At 71.1% G+C, this 13,630-nt stretch carries 10 protein-coding genes; 3 read left to right on the top strand and 7 right to left on the bottom strand.

Going from position 1 to position 13,630, the window contains the following annotated elements:
- Positions 1-50: 50 nt before the first annotated feature.
- From ADK66_RS04320 to ADK66_RS04305, 4 genes are all read right to left on the bottom strand, one after another.
- Positions 51-950, bottom strand: coding sequence for a carbohydrate ABC transporter permease (locus ADK66_RS04320; RefSeq protein WP_053652578.1), 900 nt, complete (start codon positions 948-950; stop codon positions 51-53).
- Entirely contained in the window at positions 947-1,855 is a 909-nt protein-coding gene (locus ADK66_RS04315) for a carbohydrate ABC transporter permease (protein WP_053652577.1), read from the bottom strand. Before ADK66_RS04315 ends, ADK66_RS04320 begins: the two co-directional genes overlap by 4 nt.
- Positions 1,856-1,915: 60 nt before the next feature.
- Complete coding sequence (gene ngcE, locus ADK66_RS04310) at positions 1,916-3,328, bottom strand: N-acetylglucosamine/diacetylchitobiose ABC transporter substrate-binding protein (RefSeq protein ID WP_053652576.1); 1,413 nt, start codon at positions 3,326-3,328, stop codon at positions 1,916-1,918.
- A 336-nt stretch (positions 3,329-3,664) separates the two neighbouring features.
- The gene (locus tag ADK66_RS04305) at positions 3,665-4,963 is read right to left on the bottom strand and encodes an aspartate aminotransferase family protein (RefSeq protein WP_053652575.1); all 1,299 of its coding nucleotides are present in this window, start codon (positions 4,961-4,963) and stop codon (positions 3,665-3,667) included.
- Positions 4,964-5,132: 169 nt separating this feature from the next.
- On the opposite strand from ADK66_RS04305, the gene ADK66_RS04300 reads away from it, so the two are divergent.
- Complete coding sequence (locus tag ADK66_RS04300; RefSeq protein ID WP_231639896.1) at positions 5,133-6,098, top strand: hypothetical protein; 966 nt, start codon at positions 5,133-5,135, stop codon at positions 6,096-6,098.
- Here ADK66_RS04300 and murD read toward each other — a convergent pair.
- Positions 6,086-7,444, bottom strand: coding sequence for a UDP-N-acetylmuramoyl-L-alanine--D-glutamate ligase (gene murD, locus ADK66_RS04295; protein ID WP_053652574.1), 1,359 nt, complete (start codon positions 7,442-7,444; stop codon positions 6,086-6,088). The genes ADK66_RS04300 and murD overlap by 13 nt on opposite strands.
- Before the next feature lie 82 nt (positions 7,445-7,526).
- Between murD and ADK66_RS04290 the strand changes: the two genes are divergently transcribed.
- Complete coding sequence (locus ADK66_RS04290; protein WP_053652573.1) at positions 7,527-8,867, top strand: hypothetical protein; 1,341 nt, start codon at positions 7,527-7,529, stop codon at positions 8,865-8,867.
- Positions 8,868-8,906: 39 nt separating this feature from the next.
- On the opposite strand, the gene ADK66_RS04285 is transcribed toward ADK66_RS04290, so the two are convergent.
- Both ADK66_RS04285 and ADK66_RS04280 read right to left on the bottom strand, forming a co-directional pair.
- The gene (locus ADK66_RS04285; RefSeq protein ID WP_053652572.1) at positions 8,907-10,805 is read right to left on the bottom strand and encodes a PucR family transcriptional regulator; all 1,899 of its coding nucleotides are present in this window, start codon (positions 10,803-10,805) and stop codon (positions 8,907-8,909) included.
- A gap of 44 nt (positions 10,806-10,849) precedes the next feature.
- Positions 10,850-11,752: an RNA methyltransferase gene (locus tag ADK66_RS04280; RefSeq protein ID WP_082377193.1), complete on the bottom strand. Its 903-nt coding sequence runs from the start codon at positions 11,750-11,752 to the stop codon at positions 10,850-10,852.
- A 26-nt stretch (positions 11,753-11,778) separates the two neighbouring features.
- Between ADK66_RS04280 and ADK66_RS04275 the strand changes: the two genes are divergently transcribed.
- The gene (locus tag ADK66_RS04275) at positions 11,779-13,626 is read left to right on the top strand and encodes a thiamine pyrophosphate-requiring protein (RefSeq protein WP_053652571.1); all 1,848 of its coding nucleotides are present in this window, start codon (positions 11,779-11,781) and stop codon (positions 13,624-13,626) included.
- Positions 13,627-13,630: the final 4 nt, after the last annotated feature.

Genomic DNA, 13,630 nt, shown 5'->3' with positions numbered 1-13,630 from the left:
GCGAGCAGCCGGGCAGCGGTGACGGGCAGCGAGCAGCCGGGCGGGTCGGGCTACTTGAGTTGGCCTGCGGTGAGGCCGGCTTGAACCTGGCGCTGGAAGGCCACGTAGACGGCGAGCACCGGCAGCACCGCGATGCTCAACCCGGCGAAGAGCCGTGCGTAGTCGCCGGCGTAGCCCTGGCTGACCGACAGGGCGAACAGCCCCTGCGCGAGCACCCACTTCGACTCGTCGCCCTGCATCAGCACCTGCGGCAACAGGAACTGGTTCCAGTGGCTGAGGAAGTTGAAGATCGCCACACTGATCAATCCCGGACGCGCCATCGGCAGCATCACCCGGAAGAAGAGCCGGAAGTGGCCGCAGCCGTCGACCATGGCGGCCTCCGCCACCGAGGTGGGCAGGGTCCGGAAGAACGCCGTAAGGAAGAACACGGTGAACGGCAGTGAGTACGCCGAGTACACGAGGATCAGGCCCGTCCAGGTGCCGAACAGCCCGGCATTGCGGACCACGAAGAACAGCGGCACCAAGGCGAGGAACACCGGGAACATCAGCCCGCCCACGAACAGGTAGTAGACGAACTGCCGGCCGCGGAACTCGTACCGGGCGAAGACGTACGCGGCGGTGGCGCCGGTCAGCATGGTCAGGCTGACCGAGCCGGCGACCACGACGAGGCTGTTGAGGAAGTACCTGCCGATGTGCGCGCCCGTCCAGGCCCGCGCCCAGTTGTCCCAGTGCAGCGCCCCGGGCAGCCCCCACGGGTCGGCGAGGATCTCGCCGTTGCTCTTGAACGAGCTGAGGAACATCCACAGCAGCGGCAGGACTGTGAGCAGACCCCAGAGCAACAGGAAGCCGTGCGAGAGGGTGTTGGCGATGCCGAGTTCCCGCCGCACCGGGCGGTCCCGCCCGGTGGTCGGCGTCGGCGTGGAGACGGTGGGCTGATCCAGAGTGGTCACGAGTACTCGATCCGATCGCGCCGGCCGACCCGCAGCGACAGCACCGCCACCGAGAGGGTCAGGAAGAACATCACCACGCCGATCGCCGAGGCGTAGCCGAACTTGGTCTCGCTGCCGAACGCGGTGTCGTACATCCGCACGCCGATCACGTCGGTGGAGAAGTTCGGCCCGCCGTTCGTCATCAGCTGTACGAGGATGAACCCGTCCAGGGCGAAGATCGCCAGGTAGACCCAGGCGACCTGCACGGTGTCCCAGAGCAGGGGCAGGGTGACCCGGCGCAGCGTCGTGAACCGGGACGCGCCGTCGAGCAGCACCGCCTCGTAGATCTCCTTGGGCACCGCCGACATCGCGGCGCCGAACAGCACGACGTAGAAGCCGACGTTGCTCCACACCATCACCGCCAGCACGCACCAGAAGGCGGTGGCCGGGTCACCGAGCCAGGTGGGAGCGGGCAGGCCGAGCCCGTGCAGGGAAGCCGTGAGCAGGCCCTTGTTGGGGTGGTAGACCTCCTTCCACAGCAGCGCGATGATGACCACGGAGAGCACCTGCGGGAAGAAGTACACAGTGCGGTACAGCGCGCCGCCTCGTACACCCGTCACGCCGGCGCGGCCCTTGCGGCCACCAAGGGCGAGCATCGTGGCGAAGAAGAGCCCGAGCACGATTGTCAGCACGGGCACCAGGGCCAGCAGGATCGCGTTGTTCTTCAGCGCGTTCCAGACGTAGTCGTCGTGCCACAGGGCCTTGAAGTTCGCCAGACCGACCGGGTTGGCGTCGGCCGAGTAGCCGAGCCAGTCGGTGGTGGAGATCTGGAAAGCCTGAAGGTACGGCGAGACGACGAAGACGACGTAGAGCAGCACCGGCGGCACCAGGAAGGTGACGATCAGCGGCCACTTGCCATGTTTCACTGTGGACCTCTCCCGGGGTGCGGCCGGCGAGGGCTGGCGCGCCCCCGCCGGCCGGGCTGTTCAGGCCGCTCGCTTGTACTTCTTGATCGAGCTGTCCTGGGCGATGGAGTCGGCACCCTTCTGGCACTGTTCGAGGAACTCCGCCGGGCCGATCCGGCCGCTGAAGAACTCGCCGCACGCGGCGTCGACGAGGTTGCGCTCCAACTTGCGGTAGTAGTTGTTGTAGACCCAGTTGAAGCCGTTGGCGCCGGACGCGTCGAGCGCCTTGACCACGCTCGTCAGCCCGTACGGCAGCTCCACGCCCTCGGTGGCGCCGGCAACGACGGTGAGGCTGGCGACCTTCTTGGTGAAGTCCTGTGCGCCCTTGCGGGACAGCATGGTCCGGAAGTACTCCAGGCCACCGGCGACGTTGCGGGCCTTGGCGGGCACCATGAACGGCTCGCCGGCGGTGCCGCGGATCGCCTCGTACGGCAGCTTGTCGCCGCTGCCCAGGCTCGGGGTCGGCGCGATGGTCATGTTGAACCCGGCCGGGGTGACGTCCTTCTGCTCGCTCTCCAGCCAGGAGCCGCAGGAGATGAACGCGGCCTTGCCCTGGCACCAGGCGGTCTGGGACTGCTTGTGGTCGAGGCCGGGCGAGCCCTCCAGGATGAACTTGTCCTTGACGATCTGGTGCCACGCGTCGGCGGCGGTCCTCATCGGCTCGGACTTCCAGGCGTTGGGTTCCAGGTTGTCGATGGCTGTCGCCACCGACGGGCCGCCGAGCTTGATGGCGGTGGCGATCACCGGCCAGCTCATGTAGCGCGGGTGCAGGCCGGCGTACGTCCAGGGGGCGATGCCTGCGGCTTTGATCTGCTTGCACAGGGCGATGTGGTCGTCCCAGGTCTTGGCGTACTCCCACTTGCGTTCGGTGAACAGCTTGTCGGAGTACCAGATGCCGTACGCGGTGTAGGTGTAGTTGAGCACGAGGAACTTGCCGTCGTACGACCCGACCTCGACGGCGCCGGGCAGCAGGGTGTCCTTGACGGTCTTGCCGGGCACGTCGAGGCTCGGCGCGGCGAGCAGCTCGCCCAGGTCGGCGATGGCGTTCTGGCTGACCAGGCCGTTGAAGTCGATCTGGCCGGCGCCGGAGTTGTTGACCACGTCCGGTGGGGTGCCGTCGACGAAGCGCGGCTGGAGGGTCTTGCTGATCTCCTGGGTGGCGGAGTGCTTGATCTTCGCTTTCGGGTACTTCTCGGTGTACATGGCCTCGTGGGCCTTGGCGTACTCCTCGCCGAACCCGCCGCCGAAGATCACGACCTCGAGTGGCGCGTCCTCCTTGACGCCGAGCGGGTTGTCGGCGCTCTTGGTGCCCTTGTAGGTCTCGGTATCGTCCTTGTCGCCGCCGCCGGTGGCGCAGCCGGCCAGCAGGCCGGCTGCGGGGGTGGCCAGCAGGCCAGCCGCGGCGCTGCGCCGCAGAATGTCACGCCTGTTCATGAGGTCTCCTCGGGTCGGGTCGGGCGGACCACCGGTACTGGGGGAAGGGCGTCCGCCGCGCGAGGCACGTCGATTCTCTTCAGCTCACTGGTTGTTGCTGAAGAATTTCTACGACAGCCGGCCCCGGACTTCAAGTCCTGACTGTCGAACCGTTATCGCCGACTGCGGCAATTCGCCCCACGCTCAGCCGACGTCATGGTCGTTATCGGTCACCGAGGAGTGCCCGCAAACAGCGACACGCCCGCCCCGGCACCGCTTGGCGGTCTGACCGGGACGGGCGTGCGAGGGCTGTTCAGGTCGACGCATCCGGCCAGGACCGGGACGCGCGGGCGATGGTCAGGCCGGCACCTCCGCCGACGAGCGGATCGCGTCGACGAGGATGGCAAGGCCCTCACGGGCCTCCTCCTCGGTAAGCGTCAACGGCGGGCCCATCCGCAGCACGTTGCCGTACAGGCCGCCCTTGCCGGCGAGCAGGCCACCGGTACGGCACGCCTCGAAGACCCGGTTGGTCAGCGCCGGGTCCGGCTCACTCGTGCCCGGCACGACGAACTCGACGCCGAGCATCAGCCCCTTTCCGCGTACCTCGGCGACGCAGTCGAGGCCGCCCACGGCGGACCGCAGGCCGTCGGCGAGGATCGCGCCGACGCGGGCCGCGTTCGCCTGGAGGTCGTGCGCGACCAGGTAGTCGAGCACCGCGTTGCCGGCCGCCGTCGAGATCGGGTTGCCGCCGAACGTGGAGAAGCTGATCCCCGGCACCGACTCCAGCACCTCGGCCCGACCGACCACCCCCGCGAGGGCGAACCCGTTGCCGACGCCCTTGGCGAAGGTGAGCAGGTCAGGCGTGATGCCGTGGGCCTGGTAGCCCCAGAAGTGCTCACCGGTACGTCCCCAGCCGGTCTGCACCTCGTCGGCGATGAACAGGATGCCGTGCTCGTCGAGGACCTTCTTCCAGCCCGCGAAGAGCCCGTCCGGCGGGTGCACGAAACCACCGACGCCCTGGATCGGCTCGGCGATCAACGCGGCCACGTCGCCAGTGGTCTGGGTGGCAAGCACCTCGCGCAGATCCTCCACCGCCGCGTCGACCTGCTCCCCCGCGCTCAGCCGGGCCAGCAGACCACGCACCCGGTCACCCGAGTGCAGCCAGGCCACCTGCAACGGGTTGAGGCCACTCGCCGACCAGGTGCGGTTGCCGGTGACGCCCATCGCCGCGTACGACCGGCCGTGGTAGCTGTTGCGCACCGCAAGGATCTGGTGCGAGCGGCGGTAGTTGGTGGCCACCAACAGCGCCGCCTCGTTCGCCTCGGTGCCCGAGTTGGTGAAGAAGACCCGGGCGTCCGGGATGCCCGAGCGCTGCGCGATCTTCTCGGCCAACTCGACCTGCTGGCGGATCAGGTAGAGCGTCGAGGTGTGCACGATGCCTGTCGCGAGCTGGCGCTCGACCGCCTCCCGGATCTCCGGGATGTCGTAACCGACCATGTTGGTCAGCACCCCGCCGAAGAAGTCCAGATAGGTACGCCCCTGCGCGTCGGTGACCCGGCGGCCCGAACCGGAGACCAGCTCGATCGGCTCGGCGTAGTAGAGCGGCATCCAGGACGGCAGGACAGCCCTGTGCCGTGCCAGCAGGTCATCGGTCATCGGGGGCACCTTTCGAAGGCGTACGCGGATACCGCACGGTCCCACCGCCGGCCAGTATGGACAACTGCCACTGTGTAGCGCAGCGGACGCGCGCTCCTGACAGTGCGTCAGGCATCCGGTCCGCGCCGGGCAGCGCCGACGTACGCCGCGGCACCGGTACGATCCGTCGGTGCCCGAGTTGCCCGTACCGCTGCCCGGCGGGGCGCCGGGCGAGCCCACCGCCGGCATCGCCGCGTGGGTGTGCGCGGACCCGCTCCGCCGGTTGGTCGCCCACTTCGGCGGCACCTGGCCCGACGGCGACCTCACCGAGGTACTCCGCTTCCTTGACGAGTTCTCCGCCCGGCACTGGGACTTCCGCGCCGGCCGGGAGCGGCCCGACGCCCGGGAACCCGACCTCGACCCGGCCGCCGCCGCGCTTGTGCTCGCCTCGGCCGCCGCCCTAGGGCTGATCCACCCGGTGCGGCCCGTCCGCAGCGCGTACGCCCACCTGGTGGTGCTCGGCGGCCTGGCGCATGCCTGCGTGCGCCGCGTCGCCTACGCCGCGCACCTGCTGCGCGCCGGGCTGACAGTGGACGGCGAGGTGGCGGTGCTGGGCAGCTTCCGACCGCTGTCCGACTGGGAACGCGCGACACTTACCGACGCCGACCTGCCGGTCGACGACACCGAGGTGGACGTGCTGGACTCGACGGTGCGGCGGGTGTTCGGTGTGGCCGAGCCTGCGGAGCACGACGGAATCGACGCCGGGCACCCGCACCACTCCTGGTCGTCGCGGACCTACCGGCCGGCCGGTCTGCCACCGGTGCGGGTGCTCGCCGCGCCGTCGAGCGAACCGCACCGGCGGCGGGCGCACACCGCCGACACGCAGCGGTTCTGGGCCGGGCACGCGCAGCTCGCACCGGGCGACGAGGTGCTGATGGTCACCGCGCCGCTCTACGTGCCGTTCCAGCACTGCGACGCGCTGCGCACCCTGGCGATCCCGTACGGCTGCCACATCGACACCGTAGGGGTGGACCCGGCGCTGACCGACCCGGCGGCGCTACCCGAGCAGACCCTCACACCCGGGCGCTACCTCCAGGAGATCCGCTCGGCGATCCGCTCGATGCGCGCCCTGCACTCCACGCTTCACGCGCGCTGACTGCCTGCGGTGTCGGCGACAGCCTGAGCGAAGACCTCCGAGCGGTGCTCGAAGTTACGGAACCGGCCGTAGCTCGGCGCGGCTGGCGACAGCAGCACCACCCCACCGGCCGGAGTCAGCTCCCGGGACAACCGGACCGCGTCGACCAGGTCGTCGACCAGCTCGGCACGCACCTTGGGCAGGCCGGCGAGCGCCTCGACGATGCGGGCGCCGCTGTCCGGGATGCCGATCACCGTCAACTCCCGCTCGGCGAGGTGCTCGGCCAGCGGCGTGTAGTCCAGACCCCGGTCGGTGCCGCCGACGATCACCGTCAACGGCCGCCCCTCGTACGCGTCGATGGCGTGCATTGCCGCGTACGGGCTGGTGGCCAGTGTGTCGTCGACGAACGTCAACCCGGACGGGTCGGCGATCTCGGTGAGCCGGTGGGCGAGCCCCTGGAACTCGGCGACGGCGATGGCGAGGCTGTCCTTCTCGGCCACCACGTCGATGCCGAGCGCGTCGAGCACGGCGAGGGCCACGCACAGGTTGCCCTCGTTGTGCCGGCCGACGAGCGGCAGCACGGCGCGCGGGAAGAGCGGCTGGTCGCCGAAGTGGAACCAGGGGGTGCCGTCCAGGCCGGCGGCGACGTGGGTGGTGTCCGGGCGACCCGCCCGTACCGCCGGCAGCTCTCCCAGCTCGGCGGCGAGCCGGGGGTCCGCGCCGTTCACCACTATCGTCTGCGGGTCGTGGGCGAGCAGGTTGAGCTTGTCCCGGTAGTACTCCCGCTCCCCGCCGTGCGCGTCCAGGTGCTCGGGGAACAACGCCGTGACCACCGCCACCCGGGGCGAGTCGGTGAGGTCGCTGCACTGGTAGCTGGACAGCTCCAGCACGTACAGCTCCGACTCGGGCAGGTCGAGGGTCGGTACGCCGATGTTGCCGCCGAAGACGTTCGGCCGGCCCATCGCGGTGAGCAGGTGGCTGATCAGGCTGGAGGTGGTGCTCTTGCCCTTGCTGCCGGTGACCCCGACGGTGCGAGCGGCGTGGTCTGCCATCCAGAGCGCGGTGCCCTGGGTGACCGGAACGCCCCGTCGGCGCAGCTCGACAAGCCAGGGATGCGTCTGCGGCACACCCGGCGAGCGGACCACCACATCGGCGGCGGCCAGCCGGACGAAGCCCGCCTCGCCGGTGACCAGCGGCGCCGCCTCGGCCAGCGGGCCGTCCCACGGCAGCGACAGGAAGTTGGCGCTGTCGTCGACGGCGACCAGCTCGGCGGGGCCGTGCGCGGCGATCGCTGTCACAGCGGCCCTGCCCTCCCGACCGGCCCCCCAGACGGCGACGGTACGTCCGCGCAGGTCAGACAGGCGCAAGGGATTCTCCTCAGGGATCGCGGCGGCGACTGGACGGGCCCGGTCCGGACACGGCCGGACGAACCAGGGCCTAGTATGGCGTGTGCCCAACGAGCAACTCCGGCGGATGGACGCCTTCACCTTCCCGTCCTACTCGATCGACTTCGTCACCGGCGAGGTGTTGTTCGACTACGCGTTGACCGGCCCAGCCGGCGAGCAACGATTCACCGAGGTGATCACCCTCCCGCTGCCGACGGAACCACCGTCGGACGAGACGGCGGCCACCCTCAGCCGGGTGTTGGAGCTGCTGCACCTGGTCGCCGGGGTCAGCTACTACAAGACCGCCGCGCCGCCCCGCCTGGTGCTGCCGGCGCCGCTGGGCGCGGCCACCGTCGACTACGTCACTGCCGTCTACACCAAGGGCCTCGCCGAGTACGCGTACCGCAACCAGCTGCCGCACGTGCTCGAACTGCGCCCGGAGGTGCCGGCGGGTTCGCCGGAGCCGCCACGGGTGTACGACAACTCCGACCGTCGCCCGCTCTCCGCAGTCGGTGGTGGCAAGGACTCCATCGTCAGCCTGGAGGCGCTGCGCCGGGCCGAGCTGGAGCCGGTGCCGTTCTCGGTCAACCCGAACCACGTGATCGTCTCGGTGAACGAGGCGTCCGGGCTGACCCCGCTCGCGGCCCGGCGGCGCATCGACCCGGTGCTGTTCGACCTGAACGCGGCCGGCGCGCTGAACGGCCACATCCCGGTCACCGCCATCAACTCGCTCATCGCGGTCGCCACTGCCGTCCTGCACGGGCTGGGTCCGGTGGTGATGTCGAACGAGCGCTCGGCGTCCGACCCGAACCTCGTCTGGGACGGCCACGAGATCAACCACCAGTGGTCCAAGGGCGTCGAGGCCGAAGGGCTGCTGCGCTCGGCGCTTGCCGAGCACGCCGGCCTGACCGAGCCGTACTTCTCGCTGCTGCGTTCGTTGTCCGAGCTGCACATCGCCAGGTTGTTCGCCGAGTTCACCCGCTACGACGACGTGGTGACCAGCTGCAACGCCGCGTTCAAGCTGCGCGACGCGAGCGAGCGCTGGTGCCGCAACTGCCCGAAGTGCCGGTTCGTGTTCCTGGCCATGGCGCCGTTCATGCCACGCGAGCGGGTCACCCACATCTTCGGCGGTGACCTGCTGGCCGACGAGTCGCAGATCCCCGGCTACCGGGAGCTGCTGGGTGTGGACGGGCACAAGCCGTTCGAGTGCGTGGGCGAGGTCGAGGAGTCGGTGGTGGCCCTCGGCCTGCTCGCCGAGCAGGACCAGTGGCGCGACGCCCCGGTGATCCGGGCCCTGGTGGAGGCCGTCCCCGCGACAGCCTGGTCCGCGGTGGCCAACTCCGACGTCTTCACCCCCGGAGGCCCCAACCACATCCCTCCGGCCTACGCGAAGACCCTGCCCTGACGCCCTGACGCCCTGCCCTCAACCGATCGCGGTCGGGGATCAGGGGGTTCGGACTGCCTCCAGGGCCAGGAGGGCCACGTGGAGGGAGAGGCAGGCTTCCACGGAGTCGAGGTCGACGTCGAGGATGCGGGCGATGCGGGCCAGGCGCTCGTAGAAGGCCGGCCTCGACAGGTGGGCGGCGGCGGCACCGGCGGTCTTGTTGCGCCCCTGCTCCAGGTACGCGCGCAGGGTGTCGAGCAGCTGCTCCCGGGGGTGCCGGGCGTCGTACTCCAGCAACGCGCCGAGTTCCCGCTCCACGAACGTCTGCAACCGGGGCTCGTCGCGCAGCAGGTGCAGCAGCCCGGCCAGGCCGACGTGCGGCAGCCGGAAGACCGGCAGGTCACGCCGGTCCCGGCGGGCCGCCTCGGCGATCTGCCGCGCCTCGACGAGCGACCGGCGTGCCTCCCGCAGGCTGCTCACCCCGGACCCGGCCGCGACGATCAACCCGTTCGGGGCGCCGCCGGCAGTCCGGGCCGGATCGACGGCGTTCGCCACCCGGGCGCCCTCGCCGCCGAACGCTACCCGGGGCGGCACCTCGAAGCTGGCCGCCGCCCGAGGCAGCTCCGACCCGGACACCGTCCGGGACACCTGACCGCCCGCCCGCGCGGAATCGGCGCTGGACGTCACCCGTGTCGGCTCGACGCCAGCGGTCGCGCGGACCGCGCCGGTGTCGAGGCGTACCCGACGAAGGGCACTTGCGAACGCGGACAGCGCGCGGTCCTCGGCGGCCGGGTCCGGCAGTGCCAGCAGGGCGCCCACCGAGTTGTCGTCGACGGCGCTTGTCAGCCCGGTCAGCTTCGCCTCCCGTAGCGCCTGGCCCACGGCCTCGGACAGGTCCCGCAGTCGGGCCTGCCCGTCCTCGGGGCGGCCCTCCGCGGCGGGGTCGTCGGCGCGGTGCCGGACCAGCACGCCGACGAGGTGCCGACGGTCGAGCACCACGCCGAGCGCCTTGGCGCGCAAGGCGACCTCGTCCACCGGTCGGGAGTGGTCGAGCAGGGCGGTGAGCAGGGTGCGGTGGATCTGCCGTTCCAGCCCTTCGGCGTCGCGGCGGATCAGCCGGCCCAGCGCGAGGGTGGACGCGGCCCGCTCGATCAGGATGGTGAGCCGGGTCGGAGGTCCGGCGTTCGGTGGGGTCGACTCACCGGCCGGTCGGGTGGGCAGTTCACCGCTGGCCGGCCAGCGCATCAGCAGCCGCCCCCAGTCCTGTCCCCGGGCGCCGACGACCGTCACGAGCCAGCCGCTGTCCGGGTCGTACGCGGTCCGCCCGGCAGGCCGGATCCGGCGGGAGTGCTGCTCCCAGCCGTCCAGCAGCAGCTCGGCGCTCTCCCCCGCCGGGTCGTATCCGAGGACCTGCCGGGACAGGTTCTCCAGCACCACCGGGCACCCGGACAGGTCGGCGGCCTGCCGGATCACCTCGGCGGCGTCGGCGCCCTCGACCGAGAGGTCGGTGAACCGCTGGTGGATCTCCTCGGTGGCCCGCAGTTCGGTGAGCTGCGCGTCGACGATGAGCGCGTGCACCGCCTCGGTGATCCGCACGAACGGGGTGGCCCGGCGTAGCTCGACAAGAGGCAGCCCGCGCCGCTCGGCGGCGGCGATCATCACCCGGGGCACCCCGCTGCCGTAGCGGCGGCCCAGCTCGACGACGAGCCCGGACACACCGACGTCGGCGAGGTCGCCGATGAACGCGCGCAACCCCGCGTCGTCGGCGGGCAGCCCGATCCCGGTGGTGAGCACCAGCTCACCGCCGCCGAGCAGGCTCGCGATGTCGGGCACCTCGGCGACGTGCACCCAGCGGACCCGACCGTCCAGCCCGGCCTCCCCGGCGACCACGCGCGGCGTACCGTGGCGGACCGGGTCCAGGGAGAGAACCTCACGGACGGTAGGGAACACGGCCGACACGCTACCCTCCGTGACCCCAGATCACGACACCTGACGGACGGTCGTCACCAAGGGTCGTCGCGGCTCAACTCCCAGCAGGCGACGGCGGTGGCGGCGGCGACGTTGAGCGAGTCGACGCCACGGCGCATGGGGATGACCACGCGGGCGTCGGCGGCGTCCATCGCGGCCCGGGTCAACCCGGCGCCCTCGGCGCCGAGCAGCAACGCCGAGCGGGCACGCTGGGCGGCGTCGAGGCGTTGGATCGGCACGGCGTCCGGCGCCGGCGTCATCGCCAGCACGGCGAAACCGGCCGCCCGGACCTCGGCGAGCGCGTCCGGCCAGGGGTCCAGCTTCGCGTACGGCACGGCGAACACCTCACCCATGCTGACCCGCACGCTGCGCCGGTAGAGCGGGTCGGCGCAGCTCGGTGAGAGCAGCACGGCGTCCACGCCGAGCGCCGCGACAGCCCTGAAGATGGCGCCGAGATTCGTGTGGTTGTTGACGTCCTCCAGGATCACCACCCGGCGCGCGGCGGCGAGCACCTCGGCCGCCGTCGGCAGCGGCCGGCGGTGGAACGACGCCAGCACCCCCCGGTGTACGTGGAAGCCGGTGGCCTTCTCCAGCACGTCCTGCGTTGCCGCGTAGACGGGCGCGTCGCCGGTGTCCAGGTCGGCGAGCTGGTCTATGCGTTTGGCGTCCACCAGGTACGACCGGGCCGGGTAGCCGGCGCGCAGCGCGCGGCGCAACACCAACTCGCCCTCGGCGATGAACAGGCCGTGCGGCGGTTCCCAGCGGGTGCGCAGTTCGACGTCGGTGAGCGCGCGGTAGTCGGCGATCCGGTCGTCGTCGGGGTCGGTGATCTGGTGGACGGGCACCCGACGATTCTGCCGGACGGCCACCCGTGCGTTCCGCCACCCACCTTTCGGGGCGTTTTGTCCGGCAGAGAACGGGAATGGCCGGCGGAGCATCGGGCCCGACGGGAAGGACCAGTCAGGTGAGCGCTGATCACCCGCCGCCGGGCGAAGCGGGCACTCTGCCACGCCGCCCGACCGTCGCGGACCACATCGTCTCCCGCCTGTTCAGCTGGGGCGTGCACCGCTACTTCGGCTACCCCGGCGACGGCATCAACGGCCTCACCTCCGCGCTGCAACGCACCAGCGGACGTGCCCAGTTCATCCAGGTGCGGCACGAGGAGACCGCCGGGTTCGCGGCGTCCGCGCACGTCAAGTACGGCGGTGGGCCGTTGGGCTGCGCGCTTGTGACAAGCGGGCCCGGGGCCATCCATCTGCTCAACGGCCTGTACGACGCCAAACTCGACCACCAGCCGGTGGTCGCCCTGGTCGGGCACACGGCTGTCACCGCGGAGGGCGGCGGCTACTACCAGGAGGTCGACCTGCTGGCCCTCTACAAGGACGTGGCCTCGGGCTTCCTGGCGCAGCTCGACCACCCGGCGCAGGTCCGGCACCTTGTCGACAGGGCGTGCCGTACGGCGCTGGCCCGTCGTACCGTCACGGCGCTGGTGCTGCCCTCGGACCTCCAGGACGAGCCCGCCATCCCGGACCCACCGCACGCCCACGGCTACTACCACACGAGCAACGTGCCGAGCAGCACTCCGACGGTGCCGCCCGAGGCGGACCTGCGCCGGGCCGCCGAGGTGCTTCGCGGCGGGCACAAGGTCGCGATGCTGGTCGGCCAGGGCGCGCTCGGGGCGCAGGAAGAGGTCCGGGAGATCGCCCAGCGACTCGGCGCTGGGGTCGCCACGGCGCTGCTCGGCTTCACCGCAGTGGACCACCGGGAACCGTGGGTGACCGGCGCCATCGGACTGCTCGGCACCCGGCCGAGCTGGAAGTTGATGAACGACTGCGACCGGCTGCTGATCGTGGGCAGCAACATGCCGTACTCGGAGTTCTATCCACCGCCCGGGCAGGCCCGTGCCGTGCAGATCGACCTGGACGGCTCCCAACTCGGGCTGCGGTACCCGACCGAGGTGAACCTGACCGGCGACGCCCGGCCCACCCTGCGGGCGTTGCTGCGGGAGCTGGGCCCCGGCCCCGGGCCGACCGCCTGGCGGGCGGAGATCGCCACTGCCACCTCGGCGTGGCGGCGGGCGCAGCGGGACCTGGCCGAGCAGAGAGCCGACCCGGTCAACCCCCAGTTGCTGTTCAGCGCCCTCAACGACCGGCTGCCCGACGACGTGATGCTCGCCGTGGACTGCGGCACCGCTACCGCCTGGTACGCCCGGCACGTGCAGGTCCGGCCCGGCATGTTGGCAAGCCTCTCCGGCACGTTGCTGTCAATGGGCGGCGCCATGCCGTACGCGCTGAGCGCGAAGTTCGCCCACCCGGACCGGCCCCTTGTGGCGCTGATCGGCGACGGCGCGATGCAGATGAACGGAGTAAACGAACTCATCACGGTTGCCAAGTACTGGCGCGGCTGGGCCGACCCGCGTTTCGTGGTGCTGGTGCTCAACAACCGGGATCTGGCGTTCGTCAGTTGGGAGCAGCGCTCAAGCGAGGGAACGCCGATGTTCCCGGACAGCCAGCAGTTGCCGGACATCGGCTACCACCAGTGGGCGCAGGTGCTCGGGCTGCACGGCGAGTTCGTCGACGACCCCGCTCAGGTGCCGGACGTCTGGGACCGGGCGCTCGCCGCCGACCGACCGGTGGTGATCAACGCGCTTGTCGACCCGGCCGAACTGATGCTCCCGCCGCACTTCACGCTTGAGCAGGCGCGCAACACGGCGTCGGCGGTGTTGCGGGGCGACACCGACTGGGCCGGGATCATCCGGCGCGGCCTGCCATCGACGATCAGCACCTACCGTCCTCGCCGTCGGGAGCGCTGACCGG

This window comes from Micromonospora sp. NRRL B-16802 (assembly GCF_001279555.1).
In the GTDB taxonomy this organism is placed as follows: domain Bacteria; phylum Actinomycetota; class Actinomycetes; order Mycobacteriales; family Micromonosporaceae; genus Micromonospora; species Micromonospora profundi.
Note: the sequence above shows the minus strand (reverse complement) of the source record. Positions and strands in the feature narration are given on the sequence as shown.